This is a genomic window from Streptococcus sp. NCTC 11567 (assembly GCF_902141215.1).
Lineage (GTDB): Bacteria > Bacillota > Bacilli > Lactobacillales > Streptococcaceae > Streptococcus > Streptococcus dysgalactiae.
Map to the genome: position 1 here is coordinate 905,821 of NZ_LR595857.1, position 24,671 is coordinate 930,491.

Here is a 24,671-nt window from a genome sequence, read left to right on the forward strand (position 1 = left end):
TTTTTAAGGAAAGAAGTATAAGAAGGAGAAAAAATGACAAGTATCGATTTTAAAGCAGAAGTTGACAAACGTAAAGAAGCCATGTTAGCAGATTTAGTTGACCTGTTACGCATCAATTCAGAACGCGATGACACATTAGCTGATGACAAACATCCCTTTGGACCAGGACCAGTTAAGGCCTTAGAGCATTTCCTCGCAATGGCTGAGCGTGATGGCTACAAAACACGTAATATTGATAACTATGCAGGTGACTTTGAATTTGGTCAAGGTGATGAAGTACTAGGAATCTTTGGTCACCTTGATGTTGTGCCAGCTGGTAGCGGTTGGGATACAGACCCTTATGAGCCAGTGATTAAAGACGATCGCATCTATGCGCGTGGGTCTTCGGATGATAAGGGACCAACCATGGCGTGCTACTACGCTCTGAAAATCATTAAAGAATTGGGTCTTCCTGTGTCTAAAAAAGTTCGTTTCATTGTTGGTACCGATGAAGAATCTGGCTGGGGGGATATGGATTATTACTTTGCCCATAACGGTTTGAAAAATCCAGACTTTGGTTTCTCACCAGATGCTGAATTTCCAATTATCAATGGTGAAAAAGGAAATATCACCGAATACCTCCATTTCGCTGGTGACAACAATGGTGCTTTTGTGCTTCATCGCTTCCAAGGTGGGTTGCGTGAAAACATGGTACCAGAATCTGCAACAGCTGTCATCACGTCACCGCATGACCTTGATGTGCTAGAAGCAGCTTTGGAGCAATTTTTATCAGAACATGGTGTTAAAGGTTCTATGAAGGCTACTGATGGTAAAATTGAAGTAACTATTATTGGTAAGTCTGCTCACGGGTCGACTCCAGAAGCGGGTGTTAATGGTGCCACCTTGTTGGCTAAATTCCTGAATCAATTTACCTTTGAAGGGGCTGCTAAGGATTATTTATATGTGGCAGGTGAGGTGCTTCATGAAGACTTTGCGGCAGAAAAACTAGGCCTTGCTTATACCGATGACCGTATGGGAGCCCTGAGCATGAACGCAGGTGTTTTCACCTTTGATAGTCAATCAGCTGACAATACCATCGCCTTGAATTTCCGCTATCCAAAAGGAACTGATGCGGCAACCCTAAAAGCAGGCTTGGAAAAGTTATCAGGAGTAATTAAGGTAAGCCTTTCTGAGCATGAACATACACCTCATTATGTGCCAATGGATGATGAATTAGTAGCTACCTTACTTGCTGTTTACGAAAAACAAACAGGTCTTAAAAGCTACGAACAAGTTATCGGCGGAGGAACCTTTGGGCGCTTGCTAGAACGTGGTGTGGCCTTTGGAGCAATGTTCCCAGGTGATGAAAACACTATGCACCAAGCTAATGAATATATGCCTTTAGAAAATATTTATCGCTCAGCAGCTATTTATGCTGAAGCAATCTACGAATTAATTAAATAAGATGCTTATGACAGCAAAAAGAGCTGGAACACTGTTCCAGCTCTCAGACTGAAGACAAAGTCCTTAGAATCACTTTTCTAGGGGCTTTTCATGATATTTAGGAGTATAATATAAGAAAAAGGACTTGTGAGGTTCTCCTATGTTACACAAAGAAAAACCTGATTATAACCGCAATCAGTACGGTTTCTATACCCTTGACCAGTTAGTGCCTGATGAACATTTCCTGCGCCAAGTGGAAGCTGTGATTGACTTCGACTTCATCTATGACCTAGTAGAAGACACCTATTCGTCTGATAATGGTCGCCCTAGCCTTGATCCTGTCATATTGGTTAAAATCCCTCTGATTCAGTGCTTTTATGGCATTCGTTCCATGCGTCAGACCATCAAGGATATTGAAGTGAATACTGCCTATCGCTGGTTTTTAGGTTTGACTTTGGATGACAAGGTGCCACATGTCACAACCTATGGCAAAAATTATTCCCGTCGCTTTCAAGAAAAAGGCTTGATTGAGTCCATTTTTACGCATATTCTTGGGCTATGTATCAATACAGGCCTGATTGACCCGACGGAGATTTTCATAGATGGGACTCATATGAAGGCTGCGGCTAATACTCGCAAGTTCATCAACCGAGAGGTGGAAAAACAAGCCAAGTTCATGAGTGAACAGCTAGAAATCGAAATCAATCGGGATAGGGAGAAGCATGGAAAAAAGCCGCTAGGGCCCGCCAAAGAGCTAGAGCCCGTCGCTAAGAAAATCTCCACAACCGATCCAGAAAGTGGCTGGTTTCACAAAGGCGATCATAAGGAAGTCTTCGCTTATTCTGCTCAGGTGGCTTGTGACAAGTATGGATGGGCGCTTGCTTATAGTGTTGAGGCTGGCAATATCCATGATAGTCAGGCTTTTCCTGCACTTTTTGCCAAGCTTGAACCCTTGAAACCACAGTTTATTATTGCGGATTCCGGCTATAACATTCCTAGCATTGCCAAGTTTCTGATTGATAAGGAGATCACTCCTGTCCTTCCTTACACACGACCAAGAGGAAAGAAAGACCTTCTACGTCCGAAAGAATTGATTTATGATGAGCACTTTGATTGTGTCATCTGCCCTGAACATCAAGCCTTGACCTACCGCACTACGACCAGAGAAGGCTACCGAGAATACAAAAGTGACCCTGCAATTTGTGCCAATTGTCCCCTGTTATCTGTATGTACGACCAATAAGAACCACCAAAAAGTTGTCACACGGCATATTTGGAAAGACTATTTGGAACAGTGCGAGGACATTCGTCATCAAAGGGGGATGAAGGAGCTCTACCAGCATCGGAAAGAGACGATTGAACGACTGTTTGGCACAGCCAAGGAATACCACAATCTCCGCTATACGAGAGAGAAAGGCAAGTCCAAAATGGAAGATAAGGTTGGACTGACTTTGGCATGCTTAAATCTCAAAAAACTGGTCAAAAGGATGGCGGGAGAGCCTTTTTATTTTGTTCAGATGAGGTGGTTTAAGCACGGAAACAGCCATTTTGATCTAAAAACACTAAAAAAGACAAACACCAAATCGATGTTTGTCTTCAATCTGAGAGCCGGAACACTGTTCCAGCTCTTTTGTGATGATTAGAGACTGTTGTTATTTACCAAGACAAAATTGGCTAAAGAGTTGGGTAATGAGTTCATCAGGAGCAGCATCCCCAGTGATTTCTCCGAGAATTTCCCAAGTTCTGGTTAAATCAACCTGTAGTAAATCAACTGGCATGCCAAGCGCCAAGCCGTCATTGACAGCTTCTAAACTCTGGACTGCCTTTTCAATCAAAGAAATGTGGCGGGCATTTGACAGGTAAGTGGCATCTTGTTCTACTAGTCCAGCATTATCAAAGAAGAGCTGGTTGATACGATCTTCGATCAGATTAATGTTCTGGTTGGTTAAAACGGAAATGGGAATGTAGTCATCTGGTAATTGCTCTAATTCAATCTTTTGTTCCAAATCCGTTTTATTCAACAATATAATACGGTTACTGTCCTGACTGAGATTTAACAAAGCCCGGTCTTGGTCGGTCAGTTTTTCAGAAGCATTCAGCACAAGAAGAACAAGGTCAGCTTCTTGAAGAGCTTTTTTAGACCGTTCAACTCCGATTTGTTCGACCAGATCATCTGTCTCACGGATACCAGCCGTATCGACAAGCTTGAGAGGAACTCCTTTGATGTTAACGTATTCTTCAATGACATCTCGGGTGGTTCCTGCAATATCAGTCACAATAGCCTTGTCTTCTCGCAACAAATTATTAAGTAAGCTTGACTTACCGACGTTTGGACGACCAATAATAGCTGTTGATAAGCCCTCACGCAGAATTTTACCGCGTTTAGCTGTTCGAAGGAGATTTTCCAAAAGGCTTTGGAATTCTTGTGTTTTCTCACGTAGCAGAGCAGTGGTCATTTCTTCCACATCGTCGTATTCAGGGTAGTCAATATTGACTTCAACCTGGGCTAAGGTATTGAGAATTTCTTGCCGCGTGTCATTGATTAACTGAGAAAGGGAGCCATCTAGTTGCTTGACCGCAATCGTCATAGCCTTGTCTGTTTTAGCACGAATAATATCCATGACGGCCTCAGCTTGAGTCAAATCAACACGACCATTTAAGAAGGCGCGTTTGGTGAATTCACCGGGCTCTGCCATTCTAGCGCCTTGGCGAATCAATAGTTGCAAGATTTCATTTGTCACAGCAATACCACCGTGCGTATTGATTTCAACCACATTTTCACGGGTAAAGGTTTTGGGGGCTAGCATGACTGACACCATAACTTCATCGATAATAGTTCCTGTCTTAGGATCAATGATATGGCCATAGTTAATGGTGTGTGAGGCGACTTGCTCTAAGTTCTTTCCCTTAAAAACAGATTGTGCAATGGCAAGCGCATCTGTCCCTGATAAACGAACAATGCCAATAGCTCCTTCACCAAGAGGGGTTGAAATGGCGGTAATTGTATCAAATTCTTTAGTTATACTCATGCCATCTATTTTAAATCAAGTCCTGTCAGAAAGCAAGGTCTTGCTATGACAAGAGGAGAAAATCAGATATTTTCATTAACAAGCGGGCGCTTTCATGGTATAATAAAGTGCTAGGACGCAATTCTAATATAAGGGGGAATCATGGAAGCACTCAAAAAAATTGCTGGGGTTACTGCTGCCCAATATGTCACAGATGGTATGACCATTGGATTGGGAACAGGATCAACCGCTTATTATTTTGTTGAAGAAATTGGCCGTCGTGTAAAGGAAGAAGGACTGCAAGTGGTCGGGGTTACGACATCAAGTGTAACCAGTAAACAAGCAGAAAGTCTAGGTATTCCTTTAAAATCAGTAGATGACATTGATAGCATCGACCTCACCGTCGATGGTGCTGATGAAGTTGATAAAGACTTCAACGGTATCAAGGGAGGTGGTGCAGCGTTATTGATGGAGAAGATTGTTGCCACACCAACAAAAGAATATATCTGGGTTGTTGATGATTCTAAAATGGTAGAGCATTTGGGTGCCTTTAAATTACCAGTCGAAGTGGTTCAATATGGTGCTGACCGATTGCTCCGTGTCTTTGAAAAAGCTGGTTACAAACCTTCTTTCCGGATGAAGGGTGACAGTCGTTTGGTGACCGATATGCAAAACTATATTATTGACCTTGATATGGGTTGCATTGAGGATCCCCTTGCCTTTGGTCACTTGTTAGATGGGACAGTTGGTGTTGTGGAACACGGTCTCTTTAATGGTATGGTCGATAAGGTGATTGTCGCGAGCAAATCGGGCGTTACTGTTTTAGAAGCGCCTAAAGTAGGTTAGTCTTAGCATAGTAACTGTGTTAAAAATATTTTATAGGTTTTAGGGAGCCAACCGTAACCTCCCTTAGATTGGAGACTTATGTCAAAATTTAATCGTATTCACTTAGTTGTTTTAGACTCTGTTGGTATTGGTGCAGCGCCTGATTCTGACAAATTCTTTAATGCAGGTGTAGCTGATACAGATTCTGACACCCTCGGCCATATCTCAGAGACAGCAGGCTTAACTGTTCCAAATATGGCAAAAATTGGACTTGGTAATATTCCTCGCCCAGTGGCACTAAAAACCGTTCCAGCAGAAGACAATCCTACTGGTTACGTGACCAAATTGGAAGAAGTATCTCTTGGAAAAGATACCATGACAGGCCACTGGGAAATTATGGGCTTGAACATTACGGAACCTTTTGACACTTTCTGGAATGGTTTCCCAGAAGAGATTTTAACTAAGATTGAGGAGTTTTCTGGTCGCAAAATCATTCGCGAGGCCAACAAACCTTATTCAGGAACTGCGGTTATTGATGATTTTGGCCCACGTCAAATGGAAACAGGTGAGTTGATTGTTTACACGTCAGCCGACCCAGTACTTCAAATTGCAGCTCATGAAGACATTATTCCTGTGGAAGAGCTTTACAAGATTTGTGAGTACGCTCGCTCCATCACGCTTGAACGCCCTGCCCTTTTAGGCCGTATTATTGCGCGTCCTTATGTAGGCGAACCAGGAAACTTTACACGTACGGCTAACCGTCATGACTATGCAGTGTCTCCTTTCCAAAATACCGTTTTGAACAAACTGGCTGACGCAGGTGTCCCAACTTATGCCGTTGGTAAGATTAATGACATCTTTAATGGTTCAGGTATTACAAACGACATGGGACACAATAAGTCGAACAGCCATGGTATTGACACGCTTATTAAGACTCTTCAATTACCTGAGTTTACTAAGGGATTCTCCTTTACTAACCTCGTTGATTTTGATGCCAACTTTGGTCATCGTCGTGACCCAGAGGGTTATCGTGACTGCTTGCATGAATTTGACAATCGCCTACCTGAAATCATCGCAAATATGAAAGAAGACGATTTGCTTCTCATCACTGCTGACCATGGTAATGACCCAACCTATGCAGGCACCGACCACACTCGTGAATATATTCCATTGCTTGCCTACTCTGCATCTTTTACTGGAAATGGTCTTATTCCACAAGGGCATTTTGCGGATATTTCAGCAACTGTTGCAGAAAATTTTGGAGTTGATACAGCCATGATTGGTGAATCATTCCTCGGTCACTTAAAATAAGAAAGTTAGTAATTGATAATGGAAGAAATCACGATTTATCATAATCCAAACTGTGGCACTTCACGTAATGTTCTTGCCATGATTCGCCATGCAGGTATTGAGCCTACTATTATTGAGTATTTGCAGACGCCACCTAATCGGGAGACTTTAATTGAGCTCTTACAATCGATGAGAATCTCTGCGCGAGAACTCTTGCGAACCAATGTTCCTGAATTTGAAGCTCATGGATTAGCAAATCAAGCAGTAGCTGAGAAAGACATTATTAATGCCATGTTGGCGGATCCAATTTTGATCAATCGTCCTATTGTTGTGACTCGCAAAGGAGTAAAACTTTGCCGTCCTTCTGAGACTTTACTGGATATTCTTCCTGTTCCCCTGCCTAGTCCTTATATTAAAGAGGATGGCGAGATTGTGAACCCTATTGAGGTAAAAGGAGAAAAAGATGTCATTGATGACTAAAATTAACGAAACAAAAGACTTTTTAGTTGCTAAAGGAATTGAAGCTCCAGAATTTGGATTAATTCTGGGTTCAGGACTTGGTGAACTTGCTGAAGAAGTAGAGAATCCTGTTGTTATTGATTATGCAGATATTCCAAACTGGGGCAAATCAACAGTTGTTGGCCATGCTGGAAAATTAGTCTACGGTGATTTAGCTGGTCGTAAAGTACTTGCCCTACAAGGTCGTTTCCATTTTTACGAAGGAAACCCGCTTGAAGTGGTGACTTTCCCTGTTCGTGTCATGAAAGCTCTGGGATGTGAAGGCGTTCTTGTCACAAATGCAGCTGGAGGTATTGGCTACGGCCCAGGTACCTTGATGGCAATCACAGATCATATTAACATGACTGGAAATAACCCACTAATTGGTGAAAACTTGGACGAGTTTGGTCCACGCTTCCCTGATATGTCTGATGCCTATACTAAGGTTTATCGCAATAAGGCACATGAAGTGGCTGAAAAAATGAACATCAAGCTAGAAGATGGTGTTTATATGGGCTTAACTGGTCCAACTTATGAGACACCAGCAGAAATCCGTGCTTTCAAAGTATTAGGAGCAGATGCTGTCGGCATGTCAACTGTGCCAGAAGTTATTGTGGCTGCTCATTCTGGACTTAAAGTACTTGGCATTTCAGCCATCACTAATTTTGCAGCTGGTTTCCAATCAGAATTGAACCACGAAGAAGTTGTTGAAGTGACTGAACATATCAAAGAAGATTTCAAAGGTCTTGTTAAAGCTATTTTAGCTGAGTTGTAGGAAAAAAAGAGAGTACTCACTGGATCTATCTTTTTAGTGGACTCGCTATAGAATATACAATTTAGCATCTGACAATGAAATATTAGCTATCATATTTTTAGGTACGGGGTTACCCTTCATGCCACTTGCTTTTTCAGAAGAAGAAAAATAGGAAAATATGATAAGTAGGTATCATATTAAACTAAGAAAATATTATTTGTTTCATGTGTTTTTCTCAGTTTAATTGGTATTGTGTTTGCCATTAAAGGTCTCGTAAAATGTGCTCTTTCCTTTATTATTATAGGATTAGCATGCAATTTTCTGGGATTATTAATTAACAAAAAATAATAAATGAATAAATGTGCGATGGATTCCATATTCTATATAACGGAATGTGGGCATCTTTCCCATCCACTTAATTTAAAAATAAGAAAGGAAAGAGAGTTAGTTCTTTCTGATTTGAACTCAAGCGAAAAACTCGGAAAAAAAGGAGACACTGCCTAAGAAAATGGTGTTTCTTGTCAGTCTTCTATTTTTCAGTCATTTTCTGGTCGCTCTCTGTATCATAACTGATGTCTATTCATATTTCTGCCAAACAAGGCGATATTGCTGATAAAATTCTTCTACCTGGAGACCCTCTACGTGCGAAATTTATCGCGGAAAACTTCCTTGAAGATGCTGTTTGCTTCAATGAGGTCCGTAACATGTTTGGCTACACAGGAACTTACAAAGGCCACCGTGTCTCTGTTATGGGAACGGGGATGGGAATGCCTTCCATTTCCATCTATGCTCGTGAGTTAATTGTTGACTACGGCGTGAAAACATTGATTCGTGTTGGTACTGCTGGTGCCATCGACCCTGATGTTCATGTGCGTGAACTGGTACTTGCTCAAGCAGCCGCGACCAACTCAAACATTATTCGTAACGATTTCCCAGAATTTGATTTCCCGCAAATTGCTGATTTTGGCTTGCTTGATAAGGCTTACCATATTGCCAAAGAAATGGGTGTGACAACTCACGTTGGGAATGTACTCTCTTCTGATGTTTTTTACTCTAACATGCCTGAACGCAACATGGCTCTTGGTAAATTGGGTGTTAAAGCCATTGAAATGGAAGCAGCAGCTCTTTATTACTTAGCGGCTCAACACCAGGTTAAAGCCCTTGGAATCATGACGATCTCAGATAACTTGAATGATCCAACCGAAGATACTACAGCTGAAGAGCGTCAAACCACTTTCACTGATATGATGAAAGTTGGTTTGGAAACTTTAATTGCCAATGATTAATACTCAAACAATAGACATCCTTTTGGATGTCTATGCTTATAATCACGCCTTTAAGATTGCACAAACATTATCGGATTTTCCAAAACCCGCTCTCTATTTATTAGAAATGCTCAAAGAACGGCGAGAATTAAACCTCAATTTCTTGTCAGAGCATCAAGCAGAGAATCAGACTATTGAAAAAAACTATGGTCTGTCAGTATGGCTAAACCAAACACTTGAAGAAGAACAAATTGCCAACTATATTTTAGATTTGGAAGTTAAGGTGAAGAATGGTGCTATCATTGACTTTGTCAGGTCTGTATCACCTATTCTTTATCGGCTTTTTCTCAGATTAATAGAGGCAGAAATTCCAAATATTAAACGTTATATTTTTGACACAAAGAATGACCAATATGATACTTGGCATTTTCAGGCCATGTTGGAATCTGAACACGAGGTTTTCAAAACTTATTTATCTCAAAGACAATCCCGTAACGTCACTACCAAAAGTTTGGCCGATTTATTAGCTTTGACCCATTTACCTCAAGAAATCAAGGATCTTGTTCTTTCTTTGAGAACCTTTGAAAAATCGGTTCGTAATCCCTTAGCACATTTGATTAAGCCCTTTGATGAAGAAGAATTACATCGGACAACTCATTTTTCTTCTCAGGCTTTTCTGGAAAATATTATCGCCTTAGCGACTTTTTCAGGTGTGAATTATCAAAGTGAACCATTTTACTTTGATCAAATGAATGCCATTATTAAAACGGAACTGGGTCTTTAAAGGTAGCTTAGACTTCATGGCTAACAAAAGCACGGTAACTCAACCCTAAAAGGTTTTGCTACCGTGTTTTTTTGTGATCTATTAGAAAGGCGGCTGACTAAAAGAGACTTCCTCAATTAGGTATTTAATAAACCGTTCCCCCATTTTAGAAAGATTAGCTTTTTCGTGTTTGATAAAGATAATATCAATAACATCAGGGACATCTAGTGGAATAGCCACAATCTGATCTCCATTGAGGTTACTATTTAAGATACCACTAGCAACTGTGTAACCATCTAAACCAATCATGAGATTAAAGAGAGTAGCACGGTCGCTGACCACGATGGATTTACGATGAGGCATTTGAGCCATCATCTCCTCTGAAAAGTAAAAGGAATTGTGAATGCCTTGATCATAACTCAGATAAGGAAAATCGCTCAAATCATCCAAGCTTAAAAGACTTTTCTTAGCTAAAGGGTTTGACTTGCTGACAAAAATATGAGGATGAGCCTTGAAGAGAGAGGTTACCGTCAAGTGATTATCATCAAAGAGTTTCGTCAAAACATCCCTGTTATAATCATTGATAAAGAGAACCCCGATTTCAGAACGAAAGTTTTTAACGTCATCAATAATCTCCCAGGTCCTCGTCTCACGCAAAAATAGCTCGTATTGGGTCATGTCTGTTCGCTTGAGGAGCGACACAAAAGCATTAACAACAAAGGCATAGTGTTGAGAAGAGACACTGAATAATTCTCGGCTGGTGTTCTGATTTTTATAGCGGTCTTCTAAAAGCGAGGTTTGCTCAATGATTTGACGCGCATAAGATAAAAATTCCACCCCGTCTTTTGTTAAGGTAATCCCTTTCGGATTTCTGATAAAAATAGTAATCCCCATTTCAGTTTCCAAGTCCTTGACCGCGTTGGAAAGGCTTGGCTGTGTAATAAATAATTGTTTGGCCGCCTCGTTCATAGAGCCGCATTCGACAATTTTGATAATGTAATGTAATTGTTGGATTCTCATAGATACAGTCTATCTCAAAAAAAATAAAGACGCAAGCACAAATGTTTCGAAAGTATGCCTTAACTGGTGTTGGCTATTTAGTGAGTTTCCCAGCAAATTAGGACTTTAATGTCCCAAGATTTTAAAAATCACTTTCAGCAATTTCGTTGCCCTTTTATTTTTCTTGTGTTATATTAATAGTATTAACAAATCAGTTTTTTTTCTAATCAAAGGGTGGTGATCGTGTGAATATGACTCAACAAACTAGTCATCAAAACTTAATCCAAAAATTATTAGTCAGTATCCACTATTTGACCCTTTTTCGTGATGAATTGAAGCTTGTTGAGCGAACACCGTCCATACTTGGAGGTGAATTTCCAACTCATTTGGTTCAATCTGAATTGGGGGACATTGTTGCTGCCATCGATACTTTAGACAAGCAACAACGCTTAATTGAATCGACCTTTTGGTATGAGGAATCAGCGTTTAAATTAATGAATAAAACGCTGGATATTGTTGACAATTGGATCAAGGGGGTAGACCACCTCATTGATTTGTGTCAATCAAAGGAAGTTTTTCAAGCTATTATTGGTGATAAGCGTATTCGAGTTTTTGGTGTATTGATTGATGTCTTCTCATCCTTAAAAATTATTGCCATGTCCCTCAAAGAAGAGCCTATTCCAGAGGTGCTTTATGACCACATTAAATTGGTCAACTTAGAAGAAGAAGCCTTTATCAAACATTATCAAAGCCCTAAAGTGGCTGTTGCAGAACATCATCAAGCAATGGATTAAAGCTGATAGCGACAGTTGACTTCTGTGACTAAAAAAGATACAATAACTAAAATAATATAAAAACCTTTAAATGACGTCCAGAGAGGCGAACAAGGAATACAGGAGAAAAAGAGGGTGAACTTTCCCTCTTACTTTGGTGTAACCTCGCTTCTTTGGAAGCGAGGTTTTTTGCTAGTCTAACCCTGTTAAGTGCACTTAGAAAGGATGAGTTATGCGAGAAGAACGACCGATTATTGCCCTAGATTTTGCAACAGTTGAGGAGGTGACAGCATTTCTTTCACTTTTTCCAAAAGAAGAAAAACTCTATGTGAAGATTGGTATGGAGTTATATTACGCTCAAGGACCAGAGATTGTTCGATATGTCAAAAGTTTAGGACATAGTGTGTTCTTGGACTTGAAATTACATGATATTCCCAATACCGTGTATTCTGCAATGAAAGTCTTGAAACAATTGGAAATTGATATGGCAACTGTTCAAGCAGCAGGGGGTGTTGAGATGCTAAAAGCAGCTAGAGAAGGTTTAGGAGAAGGTCCAATCTTGCTAGCAGTAACTCAGTTAACCTCTACCACTGAGCAACAAATGCGAGACGACCAAAACATTCAGTCTAGTCTTTTGGAATCCGTTTTACATTATGCCAAGGGAGCAGCTAAAGCTCAACTTGATGGCGTGGTTTGTTCAGCTCATGAAGTAGAAGGCATCAAAGCTGAAACCCCTAACGGATTTGTGTGTTTAACCCCTGGAATTCGACCAAAAGGTAGTGCTGTTGGGGATCAAAAACGCGTCATGACTCCCGCTCAAGCAAGAATTATTGGAAGTGACTATATTGTGGTTGGGCGTCCTATTACTCAGGCAGAAGACCCCGTGGCTGCTTACCAAGCCATAAAAGCTGAATGGACAAGTTAAGCCAACACATAATGATGAGTTGACATGGAAAAAACGAACGCATAACAAGGAGATGAAAAGATGACATTAGCAAGCCAAATTGCAGCCGATTTACTTGATATTCAAGCTGTTTATTTAAAACCCGAGAATCCTTTTACTTGGGCCTCTGGGATCAAATCCCCTATTTACACTGATAATCGCATCACCTTATCTTATCCTGAGACACGCAACCTTATTGAAAATAGTTTTGTGGACACTATTAAGGACCATTTTCCAGAAGTTGAGGTCATCGCTGGTACAGCCACAGCAGGGATTCCCCACGGAGCTATTATTGCTGATAAGATGTCACTTCCTTTTGCTTACATCCGCAGCAAACCTAAAGATCATGGTGCTGGGAACCAGATTGAAGGGCGAGTCTTGAAAGGTCAAAAAATGGTTATTATTGAAGATTTGATTTCAACAGGTGGGTCGGTACTAGATGCAGCCGCAGCTGCTAAACGTGAGGGAGCAGACGTTTTGGGAGTGGTTGCAATTTTCACTTATGAGTTACCAAAAGCTAGTCAAAATTTTGAAGAAGCAGGGGTGCAACTGATTACCTTGTCAACTTACAGTGACTTAATCCAAGTAGCAAAAGAAAAAGGCTACATTACAGCTGATGGCCTGCAGTTACTTCAAAAATTCAAAGAAGACCAGGAAAATTGGCAAGGGTAAACTATCGTTAATCTCCCTGCTTTACAGAAAGGAATGCACTATGTCCTATAAAGCTCTACTGGAAGCGGGAGAACCTGTTTATCAGAAAACAGAACGCTTCCACCATTATAAAAATCCCACTACCTCAGAACGTTATTTTTCGAATTACCTTAGTTACTATCGTATGCCCACTGTTGTAGAATTAAAAAAGGATTTAGCTTATTTAGCCAAGGAACAGGAAGATTATGACAGTGACTATGCTTTTGTCTTTTTTGCAGAAAATCAGGAACTGCCTGCTGACCTAAAAGCATTTTTAGAAGAAAAAGGCTTTGACTTTGAGAAACACCTCATCTTTACTAATAGACGTGATCATTTAAATCTAACTTGGCATGATAGTGATTCTATTAGCATTGAGCCACTCTCAGAGGCCACTTTCTCAGATTATCTGGCTTATAAATATGAGGGATACCTTGACTATGGCGAAACCTATGCTAATCAAATGCAAGTTTACAATGAAAGTTACCTAAGGGCTGAGGGCTCTGCTATTTACCTTGCTCTTGATAGAGGTAGTATTGTAGGGGACATCACAGCTTGGGAATGTGGCGATTATATTGAAATGGATGACTTTTATGTGAAAGAAACCTATCGAGGACGCGGTATTGGAACAAATCTGCAGTACCGAGCTAGTCAGGATTATCAGAAAGTGATTTTGATTTCCGAAGAAGAAAATCGTGCCATGTATGAACATCAAGGTTACCAAGAGGTGGCCTACTATTGGACCGTTTTAAAATCGCCTCGAGAAAGATAGTCAAAAAGGAGGGCATTGAACTGCACCTCAAAAGTTAGACAACAAATCTAACTTTTGGGGTGTTTTTCTATGAAATTAAGTTATGAAGATAAAATTGAAATCTATCGCTTACGGCAATCTGGTTGGACATGGCCTAAAATCAGTCAAACATTTAATATGAGTAAGTATAACCTTCAATACATGGTCCGCCTTATTGATATACACGGATTGGAAAGTGTTTGTAAAAGGAAAAATAGGTATTATTCTCCTGAACTAAAGCAGGAAATCATAAACGAAGTTCTGATGAAAGGTAGGTCTCAGCTAGAGGTTTCTCTAGATTATGGATTACCAAATAAGGGAATGCTTCCTAATTGGATAGCGCAATACAAGAAAAACGGGTATACTATTCTTGAGAAATCAAGAGGGAGACCTGTAAAGATGGGACGCAAACCAAAGAAAAAACTTGAAGAAATGACTGAATTAGAGCGTCTTCAATATGAAAATGAGTACCTTAGAGCGGAGAATGCCGTACTAAAAAAGTTGAGAGAACTCCGCTTGAGGGACGAAGCAAGGCTCAAAGAGCAACAGAAATCATTCAAGGACTAATCAATGTATTTGATTTAAGAATCCTACTTAATATTTTGAAGCTGTCTCGATCAACCTACTATTATCAGGTTAAACGTCTAACTCAGGGAGATAAAAACAAAGAATTAAAAGAAGCTATTCAAGATATTTATTCTGAGAACAAAGGGAGATATGGTTACCGTAGAATTCACCTCGAACTTAAAAATCGAGGCTATAAAGTTAACCATAAGAAAGTTCAACGTCTGATGACAGAACTTGGGTTGAAAGCTAGAATCCGTGCGAAACGTCGCTATAACTCTTATAAAGGTGAGGTGGGCAAGAAAGCTGATAATCTCATTAAGCGTCAATTTAAAGCTGCCCAACCACTTAAGAAGTGTTATACCGATGTCACAGAGTTTTCAATTCCTGCTAGTGATCAAAAATTGTATCTATCACCAGTTCTTGATGGCTTTAACAGTGAGATTATTGCATATCATTTATCTACCTCGCCAAACTTACAACAACTTAAAACGATGCTTTCCGAGGCTTTTCCTGAACAAACTTATCAGGGCACTATTTTACATAGTGACCAAGGATGGCAATATCAACACACTTACTACCATCATTTTCTTGAGGAGCATGGAATGAGACCGTCCATGTCGCGTAAAGGAAATAGCTTAGATAACGGCATGATGGAATCTTTTTTTGGAACATTGAAGACAGAAATGTTTTATGGGTTTGAGAAGGAATTTACTTCCCTCGAAACATTAAAAACAGCTATTTCAGAATATATCAACTACTACAACACTAAACGAATCAAACTGACATTAAAAGGACTAAGTCCTGTGCAATACAGAACTCAATCCTTAACTTAAAATATAATGTCCAACTTTTGGGGGTCACTTCATATGGCAGTCCTTTTTGAGTTGTAATGATTTAGCTGATATCAGGTAAGAAAGACTGCTCCTAGCCTTTTAATGGTGGTTTGATGAGATTTGTGTTTTAATAAAAAAGGATGTTTTTATAAGACAATGTTAGAAAGGAAGAGTTACCATGACTTATCATGATGCAACGGCTATGGCTATGGCAGTTCAAACTGGGGAAATCACCCCTCTAGAGCTGGTCAGTCAAGCCATTCACAAAGCAAAAGAATTAAATCCTACCTTAAATGCTATTACCTCAGAACGCTTTGAAGCAGCTCTAGAAGAGGCCAAACAAAGGGATTTTTCAGGTAAGCCTTTTGCAGGAGTTCCCATTTTTTTGAAAGATTTGGGCCAAGAATTGAAGGGAGACTTATCAACATCAGGTTCTAAGCTATTCAAGAATCATCATGCAACTAAAACGGATTTATTCGTGAAAAGGTTAGAAGACTTGGGATTTATTATTTTAGGGCGTTCTAACACACCTGAATTTGGCTTTAAAAATATTAGTGATAGTCAGCTCCATGGCCCGGTTTCATTACCTCATGATAAAACACGCAATGCTGGTGGCTCGTCAGGTGGTGCGGCAGCTTTGGTGTCATCTGGAATTAGTGCACTAGCACCAGCTAGTGATGGGGGTGGCTCTATTCGGATTCCAGCTTCGTTTAATGGCTTAATTGGGCTCAAACCTAGTCGTGGACGCATACCTGTTGGACCTGGCTCTTATAGAGGCTGGCAAGGAGCCTCAGTTCATTTTGCCTTGACCAAATCAGTTAGAGATACACGACGCTTGCTTTACCATTTACAGATGGAACAAATGGAAAGTCCATTTCCTCTTGCAAAGTTAGCCAAAGAAACGATTGAGGAGCCGCTAAAGCGTCCTTTAAAAATTGCGTTTTACCAACGGCTAATTGACGGTAGGCCCGTATCAGCAGATACTTCCGAGGCTTTAAGACAAGCTGTAGCTTGGCTAACTGAACAAGGACATCAGCTAGTTGAATTGGAAGAGTTTCCTGTAAACATGACAGAAGTGATTCGTCATTATTACATTATGAATAGTGTGGAAACGGCTGCTATGTTTGCTGGTATAGAAACTACTTTTGGACGCCCGATGACCAAAGACGATATGGAAACCATGACCTGGGCTATTTATCAATCAGGTAAAGACATCCCTGCTTGGCGTTACTCACAGGTCCTTCAAAAATGGGACGCTTATAGTGCAACCATGGCAACCTTTCATGAGACCTACGACCTATTGCTGACCTTCACCACCAATACACCAGCCCCTAAACACGGGGAACTTGTGCCAGATTCGCAACTCATGGCTAGATTGGCTCAAGCTGAAACCTTCAGTAGTGAAGAGCAATTCAATTTTGTAGAAACCATGTTTGAGAAGAGTTTGGCCATTAACCCCTACACAGCTCTCCCTAATTTAACGGGTCAGCCAGCTATTAGTTTACCTACTTACGAAACAAAAGAAGGGCTCCCAATGGGTATTCAAATGGTTGCTGCTAAAGGTAGAGAAGACCTATTATTAGGAATTGCAGAGCAGTTTGAGGTGGCGGGTATATTGAAGACTCCTCAATAATAATCTTATAAAACAGTTGACCTATTATAGAGTACTTTTTGTAACCTTGTGAGCGTTACCAATAACTATCAAATAGTTTGAGTGTTATACTATAGTTTATCTTACTAAAGGAGTTATTATGAAGAAATCAGTTACCTTATTGTCTATCGGACTTGCCAGCCTTTTATTGACTGCCTGTGCGTCACATCAATCTCAAGAATCAAGTTGGGACGCTATCAAAGAAAAAGGTGTGCTCAAAGTAGCCACTCCCGGAACCTATCAACCTACTTCTTTTTATAATGACGACAATGAATTAGTGGGTTATGAAGTAGATATGGTCAAAGAAATAGGTAAACGACTTGATATTAAAGTTAAGTTTGTTGAAACTGGTTTTGATCAAGCCTTTACCTCAGTTGATAGTGGCCGCGTGGATATTTCCCTTAATAACTTTGACATTACCCCAAAACGCCAGAAAAAATATAATATTTCGACGCCGTATAAATATGGAGTAGGAGGCATGATTGTGCGTGCTGATGGCAGCTCAAATATGTCTAAAAAAGATCTTAGCGACTGGAAAGGTAAAAAAGCAGCTGGTGCTTCTGGAACAGAATACATGAAAGTAGCGCAAAAGCAGGGAGCCAAACTCGTAACCTATGATAATGTTACAGGAGATGTTTACCTCAACGATGTGGCCAATGGTCGAACAGATTTCATTCCAAATGACTACCCAGCTCAAAAACTATTTGTAGATTATATGCTCTCTCAAAATCCAAACTTAAACGTCAAAATGAGCGATGTTCAGTACAACCCAACCGAACAAGGAATTGTTATGAACAAAAAAGACGATAGCCTCAAGAAAAAAATAGATGCTGTTATTAAAGACATGATAAAAGATGGTAGCTTGAAGAAAATCTCTGAAACCTACTATGCTGGTCAAGATTTGACAAAACCTTTTGGCAAAGACAAAAAAATTCCCGTCATTGATACGAAAGACGTTAACTAATACTTGATGTTAAAGGAGTCCTAACCACATGATTAATATCCCATTAATGAAAGATAGTTTAGGATTTGTGTTATCGGGATTACCTTATACCCTTGGTATTTCGTTGCTCAGTTTTTTTACGGGTCTGTTTTTAGGTTTAGGCCTAGCCCTTCTGGGAAGGTCACGTCAGCCGTTGATTCATTATCTTGTTAGAGCGTACGTCTCTATTATGCGAGGTGTGCCGATGATCGTGGTGCTCTTTGTTCTTTATTTCGGGTTGCCTTATTATGGTTTAGAATTGCCAGCTTTACTTTGCGCTTATCTTGGTTTTTCTATGGTTAGCGCTGCCTATATTTCTGAAGTTTTTCGCTCTTCTATAGAAGCTATTGATAAGGGACAATGGGAAGCAGCTAAGGCTTTAGGGTTGCCATATGCTCTTATGGTTAAGAAAATTATTCTTCCTCAAGCCTTTCGAATTGCAGTTCCTCCTCTAGGCAATGTCATTATTGATATGGTTAAAAGTTCGTCGCTAGCTGCCATGATTACCGTACCAGATATTTTTCAAAATGCCAAAATTATCGGTGGTAGGGAGTGGGACTACATGTCCATGTACATTTTAGTAGCCTTTATCTATTGGATTATTGCTTTTTTGTTAGAACGTTACCAAGAATTCTTAGAAAATAAGCTAGCACTTGTTTAATATCCTGTAAAAAACGAATATTAACCCTGGAAATATCATATTTTCAGGGTCTTTCTATTTAAAATGTGGTAAACTAGATAGAAAAGGACATCGTATTTAACTTAGAAACTGACGTGATTAGAAAGGAATCTTATGGCTCATTCAATTTGGCATGAGAAAATCAAATCATTTTTGCCGGAGCATTACTACGGTCGCATCAATCACTTTTTAGATGAAGCCTATGCTTCCGGTCTTGTCTACCCCCAACGAGAAAATGTCTTTAAAGCCTTACAAGTCACTCCTTTGGAAGAAACCAAAGTGTTGATTTTAGGACAAGACCCTTATCATGGCCCCAAACAGGCCCAGGGCTTATCATTTTCAGTTCCAGAAGAGATTTCTGCTCCGCCATCCCTTATTAATATTTTAAAAGAATTAGCAGATGACATTGGTCCTCGTGACCATCATGATTTAAGCACTTGGGCTAGTCAAGGGGTTCTGCTTTTGAATGCTTGCTTAACAGTGCCAGCAGGCCAGGCTAATGGGCATGCAGGCTTAATATGGGAGCCATTTACAGACGCTGTTATTAAAGTGCTGAATGAGAAAGACAGCCCTGTAGTTTTCATTTTGTGGGGAGCCTATGCAAGGAAGAAAAAAGCCTTCATTACTAATCCAAAGCACCACATCATCGAGAGCCCTCATCCAAGCCCTTTGTCATCTTATCGTGGCTTTTTTGGCAGCAAACCCTTTTCAAGAACCAACGCTATTTTAGAAAAAGAGGGCATGACTGGCGTAGATTGGCTAAAATAAGCCAGCCATTTCAACTAAATAGCTTAAGCTAGACATTTTGATACCTTTAATAAGTGAAATGAGTGCAGTAGATTTTTCCTATTAAAGAACGTAAGGTCTTATGGCTAAAACAGATAAATAAAGGAGAAAACATGATACTCATCAAAAATGGACGCGTTATGGACCCGAAATCGCAGAGAGATCAAGTGGCAGATGTCTTAATTGATGGTAAACAGATTGTAAAGATAGCTTCAGCTATTGAATGCCAAGAAGCTCAAGTGATTGATGCTAGTGGTCTTATTGTTGCTCCGGGTTTGGTCGATATTCATGTGCATTTTAGAGAACCCGGTCAAACGCACAAAGAAGATATTCACACGGGAGCCTTGGCAGCAGCAGCAGGTGGTGTGACTACGGTTGTCATGATGGCTAATACCAATCCTGTCATTTCAGATGTCGAAACTTTACAGGAAGTGCTAGCTAGCGCAGCTAAAGAAAAGATTCATATTTACACCAATGCCAGTGTCACCCAAGCCTTTAATGGAAAAGACGTGACTGATTTTAAAGCTTTGTTGGAAGCAGGAGCAGTAAGCTTTTCAGATGATGGTATTCCCTTAGAAAGTTCTAAAGTTTTAAAAGAAGCCTTTGATTTGGCTAATGCCAACCAAACTTTCATTTCTTTGCATGAGGAAGATCCTCAGTTAAATGGGGTTCTTGGTTTTAATGAAGGTATTGCTGAGGAGCATTTTCATTTTTGTGGGGCAACTGGTGTAGCAGAATATAGTATGATTGCAAGAGATGTCATGATTGCTTATGACAGGCAAGCTCATGTTCATATTCAACATTTATCTAAAGCAGAATCGGTTCAAGTAGTGGCTTTTGCTCAGCAGTTGGGGGTTAAGGTAACTGCTGAAGTGTCCCCACAACATTTTTCAACAACTGAAGATCTCTTATTGATCGCAGGTACCAGCGCCAAGATGAATCCTCCCCTACGTACAGAAAGAGATCGTTTAGCCGTCATAGAAGGTTTGAAATCCGGTGTTATCACCGTCATTGCTACTGATCATGCTCCTCATCACAAGGATGAAAAAGCCGTTGAGGACATGACTAAAGCGCCATCTGGTATGACAGGACTTGAAACCTCTTTGTCATTAGGTTTGACACATTTGGTTGAACCAGGTCACCTGTCCCTCATGTCTCTATTGGAAAAAATGACTATAAATCCTGCTTCTCTCTATGAGTTTGAAGCAGGCTATTTAGCTGAAAATGGCCCAGCTGATGTGATAATTTTCTCAGACAAGGAAGAACGTGTCATTACAGACCAATTTGCTTCTAAAGCCAGTAACTCTCCTTTTATTGGCAATCAGCTCAAAGGAGTTGTGAAGTACACCATTGCAAGTGGAGAGATTGTTTATCAAAACAATTAGTAGACAAAGACAGAAAAAAAGCCTGACTTTTTCAAGTTAGGCTTTTTAGTTGCTCTTAATCATTTTCTAGGCACTTGTCTGCTTAAATTCAATCCCCAAGGGACTAGGTTTTCAGTACGACGTTTAATACGGCGCATATTATCCTGATGTCGGATAATGATAATAGCTGCTAATAGTATTACAATAAATGTCAAAAACCAATCGTATTGGGGCAGAAGGAAATGAAGGGCTGGAAAAATCAAAACAGTTAGGACAGCTACAACCGCAGAAGTGATGCTAGCCAAAGAAATCATACTAAATAAATAAAGCACTAGTAAGAAAACAAAAGCTAAAAAGACCAGATACCAAGGTGCAAAACCTAGCAGTACACCAGCACTTGTCGCGACAGCCTTCCCGCCTTTGAATTTGGCAAAAATAGGAAAAGTATGCCCTAAAACTGCAAAAAAACCGATGACAATAGGTGATACCGTGGTCAAGCCAAAGAGAACTGGTAGGATGGTTGCCACCGTTCCTTTCAAAATATCAATCGCCAATGTCGTTAAACCAGCCTTGATACCTAAGATACGAAAAGTATTGGTAGTACCAGTATTTCCAGACCCATGTTTCCGAAGATTAATATGATAGAACCGTTGACCAATCCACAAACCCGTTGGAATCGAACCAAGTAAATAAGCTATTAAAATAAAAATTATCAATTTCATACTCCATATTATACCATATTCAGTGATTGAAGAACTAGCGTCTCAAAAGAATTCAGAAAAAATTAGCAAATTACTTTGCAAAATTGGTAAAAAACTTGTAAGATAAAAAAGATGAAAATGTCTGGAGGTCAGTGTTGACTAAGAAAGAAATAACAATTAATAACTATAATGACGATGCTATCCAAGTCTTAGAAGGGTTAGATGCCGTTCGTAAACGTCCAGGGATGTATATCGGCTCAACAGATGCTACGGGATTGCACCATTTAATTTGGGAAATCGTTGATAATGCTGTCGATGAGGCCTTGTCTGGTTTTGGAGATGACATTCGAGTTGTCATTAATAAAGATGGGTCAGTTAGCGTGGCAGACAGTGGACGCGGGATGCCAACTGGTCAACATGCTATGGGGATTCCGACGGTTCAAGTTATTTTTACAATTCTCCACGCAGGTGGTAAATTTGGTCAGGGTGGCTACAAAACGTCAGGTGGTTTGCACGGTGTTGGCTCCTCTGTTGTCAATGCTTTGTCTGCCTGGTTAGAAGTTGAAATCACAAGAGACGGGGCAGTGTACCGTCAACGCTTTGAAAATGGTGGGAAACCTGTCACTACCCTTAAAAAGGTTGGTACAGCTCCTAAGTCTAAATCAGGAACTGTCGTCACCTTTATGCCTGATGATAAGATTTTTTCAACCATTGACTTTAAGTTCAATACCATTGCAGAAAGGCTTAAAGAATCTGCTTTTCTTTTGAAAAACGTTAAGATGAGCTTGACAGATCTTCGTGGAGACGAACCGATTGTTGAAGAGTTTCATTATGAAAATGGGGTTCAAGATTTCGTCGAATACCTCAATGAAGATAAGGAAACCTTGACACCTGTTATTTACATGGAAGGTCAAGACCACGACTTTCAAGTGGAAGTTGCTTTGCAGTATAACGATGGTTTCTCCGACAATATCTTATCCTTTGTAAACAATGTGCGCACCAAAGATGGTGGAAGCCATGAAACGGGACTGAAGTCAGCTATTACCAAAGCGATGAATGACTATGCTCGTAAAACCAATCTCTTAAAAGAAAAGGATAAAAATCTAGAGGGCTCAGATTATCGAGAAGGGCTCTCAGCAGTATTATCTATCTTAGTTCCTGAGCAGCACTTGCAATTTGAAGGACAGACCAAAGACAAATTGGGAAGTCCCTTAGCGAGACCGATTGTCGATAGTATCGTTTCTGAAAAATTAACCTTCTTTTTACTCGAAAATGGAGAGTTGGCCTCTAACTTAGTGCGTAAGGCCATTAAGGCAAGGGATGCGCGTGAGGCTGCTCGAAAAGCTCGCGATGACTCACGTAATGGTAAGAAAAATAAAAAAGACAAGGGCCTACTATCCGGGAAATTGACTCCTGCCCAGTCCAAAAATGCCAAGAAAAATGAATTGTATCTGGTCGAAGGAGATTCGGCGGGAGGATCAGCAAAACAAGGCAGAGATCGTAAATTCCAAGCTATTTTGCCATTGCGAGGCAAGGTGTTAAATACTGAAAAAGCTAAGATGGCTGACATCTTGAAAAATGAAGAAATTAACACTATGGTTTATACCATTGGAGCTGGAGTGGGATCTGACTTTAACCTCGAGGATATCAACTATGATAAGATTATTATCATGACCGATGCTGATACCGACGGGGCTCATATTCAGACTCTTTTGCTGACTTTCTTTTACCGTTATATGCGACCGTTGGTGGAAGCAGGTCACGTTTATATTGCGCTTCCCCCGCTTTATAAAATGTCAAAAGGTAAAGGTAAAACAGAGAAAGTATCCTACGCTTGGACAGATGGTGAATTAGAAGATTTACGTAAGAAATTTGGTAAAGGAGCCATTCTTCAACGCTATAAAGGGCTAGGTGAAATGAACGCCAACCAATTGTGGGAAACCACCATGGATCCTGAAACCAGAACCCTTATTCGTGTTACTATTGATGATTTAGCAAGAGCAGAACGACGCGTTTCTGTTTTAATGGGTGACAAAGCCGCTCCACGCCGTCAGTGGATCGAGGACAACGTCAAGTTTACCTTAGAAGAAAATACGGTGTTTTAGTCGTTTTGTCTCTGAGAATCTCGATGTGAAACTAGTAATCATGTCCTTGTGAAAAGGGGGCCTTTTATGAAATTGGTGATTTGGCAAAACACATACAGTCTTCAGTGGGATGGGACCTATCATTTTGCTTTGGAATCTTACCCGATGATCCAGGATTGGGAATTAGAAAAAATAGCTGCTTTTTGTCATTATGAGAGGATGAATCACCGGCAACCTCAGATCATTTGTAAAGATCAAGTGATAGTAACAAAAATTAATCAGTATTTAAAACATAATAATAGAAAGCCGCCATTTACTCCAAGCCATAAGAAGGTTGCCTCAACCTATGATGTTTCTGGAAAAGCTGTCTATGGTGACTGGCTTAGTCATACGTGTACGGTGGAAACGGCAATAGCAGTCTTTAAGTCAGGAAAACTCCTATCAGCAGTTAAGGCTTTTAACCGTCCGGCTGAGGAATTAGTGAAAGATAGTAGAAATGCTGCAGGAGATCCCGCGGACTACTTTAACTATGTGATGTTGGGGTGGTCAAATACTACCTCAGGTTATCGTTTGGCTATGGAAAGGCTCATTGGCCATTTACCAAATGATAGGGAATTAAATGAGTTATTTATCCCTGGTGTTAGTTTCCATTTTTCTTATGAGGAGGTCTTGGCACAAGATCATTATTTATTTGATGGTTATCACCCTGCCAAAGTTAAAAATCACCTATCACTGGATGCTCTAAAGGCGTGTATTATTCCTCTAGATCAAGCTTCTTTGTTTGAAGCTATTATTCCAGAGGTACTTAAAGCACGATGTTTTTATTTACCTTACCATCAGGAAGGATTGATAGAGTGGACTGATTCTGTTTATCGCTTTTTAGTAAACCTTGAGATGGCCGACTAGTTTTCCCGATGGCTTACGTTATCGAAGACATCTCTTTTTCCTAAAATCTTGGTTTTCGAGTGATTTTCACGTTCCTCTTGCTTCAACTTTTAAGAAAGGATT

The 24,671-nt window shown here is 40.2% G+C and carries 22 protein-coding genes and 1 pseudogene; 20 read left to right on the forward strand and 3 right to left on the reverse strand.

Going from position 1 to position 24,671, the window contains the following annotated elements:
- Positions 1-33 precede the first annotated feature (33 nt).
- Both pepV and FQT67_RS04680 read left to right on the forward strand, forming a co-directional pair.
- The gene (pepV, locus tag FQT67_RS04675) at positions 34-1,443 is read left to right on the forward strand and encodes a dipeptidase PepV (protein WP_046177065.1); all 1,410 of its coding nucleotides are present in this window, start codon (positions 34-36) and stop codon (positions 1,441-1,443) included.
- A gap of 139 nt (positions 1,444-1,582) precedes the next feature.
- Positions 1,583-3,057 (forward strand): annotated as a pseudogene (locus tag FQT67_RS04680) (IS1182 family transposase).
- A 16-nt stretch (positions 3,058-3,073) separates the two neighbouring features.
- Here FQT67_RS04680 and mnmE read toward each other — a convergent pair.
- Positions 3,074-4,450, reverse strand: coding sequence for a tRNA uridine-5-carboxymethylaminomethyl(34) synthesis GTPase MnmE (gene mnmE, locus FQT67_RS04685; protein ID WP_003053708.1), 1,377 nt, complete (start codon positions 4,448-4,450; stop codon positions 3,074-3,076).
- 141 nt (positions 4,451-4,591) lie between these two features.
- On the opposite strand from mnmE, the gene rpiA reads away from it, so the two are divergent.
- From rpiA to FQT67_RS04715, 6 genes are all read left to right on the forward strand, one after another.
- A complete protein-coding gene (rpiA, locus tag FQT67_RS04690) occupies positions 4,592-5,275 on the forward strand; it encodes a ribose-5-phosphate isomerase RpiA (protein WP_003060751.1) in 684 nt (227 codons plus the stop codon).
- Between the two features lie 78 nt (positions 5,276-5,353).
- Positions 5,354-6,565 carry a phosphopentomutase gene (locus FQT67_RS04695; RefSeq protein WP_046177542.1) on the forward strand — a complete coding sequence of 404 codons (1,212 nt, stop codon included), beginning with the start codon at positions 5,354-5,356 and terminating at the stop codon, positions 6,563-6,565.
- Between the two features lie 18 nt (positions 6,566-6,583).
- Positions 6,584-7,024: an arsenate reductase (glutaredoxin) gene (gene arsC / locus FQT67_RS04700; protein WP_022554718.1), complete on the forward strand. Its 441-nt coding sequence runs from the start codon at positions 6,584-6,586 to the stop codon at positions 7,022-7,024.
- A complete protein-coding gene (locus FQT67_RS04705) occupies positions 7,008-7,817 on the forward strand; it encodes a purine-nucleoside phosphorylase (protein WP_003053715.1) in 810 nt (269 codons plus the stop codon). Before arsC ends, FQT67_RS04705 begins: the two co-directional genes overlap by 17 nt.
- Positions 7,818-8,368: 551 nt before the next feature.
- On the forward strand, positions 8,369-9,082 hold the full coding sequence (gene deoD / locus FQT67_RS04710) for a purine-nucleoside phosphorylase (protein WP_003053699.1): 714 nt from the start codon (positions 8,369-8,371) through the stop codon (positions 9,080-9,082).
- On the forward strand, positions 9,075-9,845 hold the full coding sequence (locus tag FQT67_RS04715) for a hypothetical protein (RefSeq protein WP_003053701.1): 771 nt from the start codon (positions 9,075-9,077) through the stop codon (positions 9,843-9,845). The genes deoD and FQT67_RS04715 overlap by 8 nt, the downstream gene beginning before the upstream one ends.
- An 81-nt stretch (positions 9,846-9,926) precedes the next feature.
- On the opposite strand, the gene FQT67_RS04720 is transcribed toward FQT67_RS04715, so the two are convergent.
- Positions 9,927-10,844: a LysR family transcriptional regulator gene (locus tag FQT67_RS04720; RefSeq protein WP_003053703.1), complete on the reverse strand. Its 918-nt coding sequence runs from the start codon at positions 10,842-10,844 to the stop codon at positions 9,927-9,929.
- A 224-nt stretch (positions 10,845-11,068) separates the two neighbouring features.
- On the opposite strand from FQT67_RS04720, the gene FQT67_RS04725 reads away from it, so the two are divergent.
- The 10 genes from FQT67_RS04725 to FQT67_RS04770 all read left to right on the forward strand — a co-directional run bounded on the left by FQT67_RS04725 (position 11,069) and on the right by FQT67_RS04770 (position 20,899).
- On the forward strand, positions 11,069-11,617 hold the full coding sequence (locus tag FQT67_RS04725; protein WP_012767079.1) for a hypothetical protein: 549 nt from the start codon (positions 11,069-11,071) through the stop codon (positions 11,615-11,617).
- Positions 11,618-11,828: 211 nt separating this feature from the next.
- The gene (gene pyrF, locus FQT67_RS04730; protein WP_003053723.1) at positions 11,829-12,521 is read left to right on the forward strand and encodes an orotidine-5'-phosphate decarboxylase; all 693 of its coding nucleotides are present in this window, start codon (positions 11,829-11,831) and stop codon (positions 12,519-12,521) included.
- Between the two features lie 60 nt (positions 12,522-12,581).
- Entirely contained in the window at positions 12,582-13,211 is a 630-nt protein-coding gene (gene pyrE / locus FQT67_RS04735; RefSeq protein ID WP_003060988.1) for an orotate phosphoribosyltransferase, read from the forward strand.
- Positions 13,212-13,251: 40 nt separating this feature from the next.
- Positions 13,252-13,998, forward strand: a complete 747-nt coding sequence (locus FQT67_RS04740) for a GNAT family N-acetyltransferase (RefSeq protein ID WP_046177541.1) — start codon at positions 13,252-13,254, stop codon at positions 13,996-13,998.
- 69 nt (positions 13,999-14,067) lie between these two features.
- A protein-coding gene (locus tag FQT67_RS04745; RefSeq protein WP_115256712.1) for an IS3 family transposase occupies positions 14,068-15,416 on the forward strand; the annotation gives its coding sequence in 2 pieces (ribosomal slippage) (positions 14,068-14,509 and positions 14,509-15,416; 1,350 coding nt in all).
- A 178-nt stretch (positions 15,417-15,594) separates the two neighbouring features.
- Positions 15,595-17,049 (forward strand): amidase, encoded by a 1,455-nt coding sequence (locus FQT67_RS04750; RefSeq protein WP_003060129.1) that lies wholly within the window; start codon positions 15,595-15,597, stop codon positions 17,047-17,049.
- A 118-nt stretch (positions 17,050-17,167) separates the two neighbouring features.
- The gene (locus FQT67_RS04755) at positions 17,168-18,031 is read left to right on the forward strand and encodes a transporter substrate-binding domain-containing protein (RefSeq protein ID WP_046177536.1); all 864 of its coding nucleotides are present in this window, start codon (positions 17,168-17,170) and stop codon (positions 18,029-18,031) included.
- A gap of 28 nt (positions 18,032-18,059) precedes the next feature.
- On the forward strand, positions 18,060-18,710 hold the full coding sequence (locus tag FQT67_RS04760) for an amino acid ABC transporter permease (protein ID WP_046177537.1): 651 nt from the start codon (positions 18,060-18,062) through the stop codon (positions 18,708-18,710).
- 132 nt (positions 18,711-18,842) lie between these two features.
- A complete protein-coding gene (locus tag FQT67_RS04765; RefSeq protein WP_002994022.1) occupies positions 18,843-19,496 on the forward strand; it encodes a uracil-DNA glycosylase in 654 nt (217 codons plus the stop codon).
- Between the two features lie 131 nt (positions 19,497-19,627).
- Positions 19,628-20,899 (forward strand): dihydroorotase, encoded by a 1,272-nt coding sequence (locus FQT67_RS04770; protein WP_046177538.1) that lies wholly within the window; start codon positions 19,628-19,630, stop codon positions 20,897-20,899.
- A gap of 59 nt (positions 20,900-20,958) precedes the next feature.
- Here FQT67_RS04770 and plsY read toward each other — a convergent pair whose 3' ends face one another.
- A complete protein-coding gene (gene plsY, locus FQT67_RS04775; protein WP_015017071.1) occupies positions 20,959-21,600 on the reverse strand; it encodes a glycerol-3-phosphate 1-O-acyltransferase PlsY in 642 nt (213 codons plus the stop codon).
- 134 nt (positions 21,601-21,734) lie between these two features.
- On the opposite strand from plsY, the gene parE reads away from it, so the two are divergent.
- Together parE and FQT67_RS04785 are read left to right on the forward strand one after the other, a co-directional pair.
- Positions 21,735-23,684, forward strand: a complete 1,950-nt coding sequence (gene parE, locus FQT67_RS04780; RefSeq protein WP_046177540.1) for a DNA topoisomerase IV subunit B — start codon at positions 21,735-21,737, stop codon at positions 23,682-23,684.
- Between the two features lie 66 nt (positions 23,685-23,750).
- Positions 23,751-24,569, forward strand: a complete 819-nt coding sequence (locus FQT67_RS04785; protein ID WP_003057638.1) for a hypothetical protein — start codon at positions 23,751-23,753, stop codon at positions 24,567-24,569.
- Positions 24,570-24,671: the final 102 nt, after the last annotated feature.

Excerpts from the sequence above, each read along its gene's own strand:
- pepV (WP_046177065.1), top strand. The coding sequence starts at position 34 with ATGACAAGTATCGATTTTAAAGCAGAAGTTGACAAACGTAAAGAAGCC.
- mnmE (WP_003053708.1), bottom strand. The coding sequence starts at position 4,450 with ATGAGTATAACTAAAGAATTTGATACAATTACCGCCATTTCAACCCCT.
- rpiA (WP_003060751.1), top strand. The coding sequence starts at position 4,592 with ATGGAAGCACTCAAAAAAATTGCTGGGGTTACTGCTGCCCAATATGTC.
- FQT67_RS04695 (WP_046177542.1), top strand. The coding sequence starts at position 5,354 with ATGTCAAAATTTAATCGTATTCACTTAGTTGTTTTAGACTCTGTTGGT.
- arsC (WP_022554718.1), top strand. The coding sequence starts at position 6,584 with ATGGAAGAAATCACGATTTATCATAATCCAAACTGTGGCACTTCACGT.
- FQT67_RS04705 (WP_003053715.1), top strand. The coding sequence starts at position 7,008 with ATGTCATTGATGACTAAAATTAACGAAACAAAAGACTTTTTAGTTGCT.
- deoD (WP_003053699.1), top strand. The coding sequence starts at position 8,369 with ATGTCTATTCATATTTCTGCCAAACAAGGCGATATTGCTGATAAAATT.
- FQT67_RS04715 (WP_003053701.1), top strand. The coding sequence starts at position 9,075 with ATGATTAATACTCAAACAATAGACATCCTTTTGGATGTCTATGCTTAT.
- FQT67_RS04720 (WP_003053703.1), bottom strand. The coding sequence starts at position 10,844 with ATGAGAATCCAACAATTACATTACATTATCAAAATTGTCGAATGCGGC.
- pyrF (WP_003053723.1), top strand. The coding sequence starts at position 11,829 with ATGCGAGAAGAACGACCGATTATTGCCCTAGATTTTGCAACAGTTGAG.
- pyrE (WP_003060988.1), top strand. The coding sequence starts at position 12,582 with ATGACATTAGCAAGCCAAATTGCAGCCGATTTACTTGATATTCAAGCT.
- FQT67_RS04740 (WP_046177541.1), top strand. The coding sequence starts at position 13,252 with ATGTCCTATAAAGCTCTACTGGAAGCGGGAGAACCTGTTTATCAGAAA.
- FQT67_RS04750 (WP_003060129.1), top strand. The coding sequence starts at position 15,595 with ATGACTTATCATGATGCAACGGCTATGGCTATGGCAGTTCAAACTGGG.
- FQT67_RS04755 (WP_046177536.1), top strand. The coding sequence starts at position 17,168 with ATGAAGAAATCAGTTACCTTATTGTCTATCGGACTTGCCAGCCTTTTA.
- FQT67_RS04760 (WP_046177537.1), top strand. The coding sequence starts at position 18,060 with ATGATTAATATCCCATTAATGAAAGATAGTTTAGGATTTGTGTTATCG.
- FQT67_RS04765 (WP_002994022.1), top strand. The coding sequence starts at position 18,843 with ATGGCTCATTCAATTTGGCATGAGAAAATCAAATCATTTTTGCCGGAG.
- FQT67_RS04770 (WP_046177538.1), top strand. The coding sequence starts at position 19,628 with ATGATACTCATCAAAAATGGACGCGTTATGGACCCGAAATCGCAGAGA.
- plsY (WP_015017071.1), bottom strand. The coding sequence starts at position 21,600 with ATGAAATTGATAATTTTTATTTTAATAGCTTATTTACTTGGTTCGATT.
- FQT67_RS04785 (WP_003057638.1), top strand. The coding sequence starts at position 23,751 with ATGAAATTGGTGATTTGGCAAAACACATACAGTCTTCAGTGGGATGGG.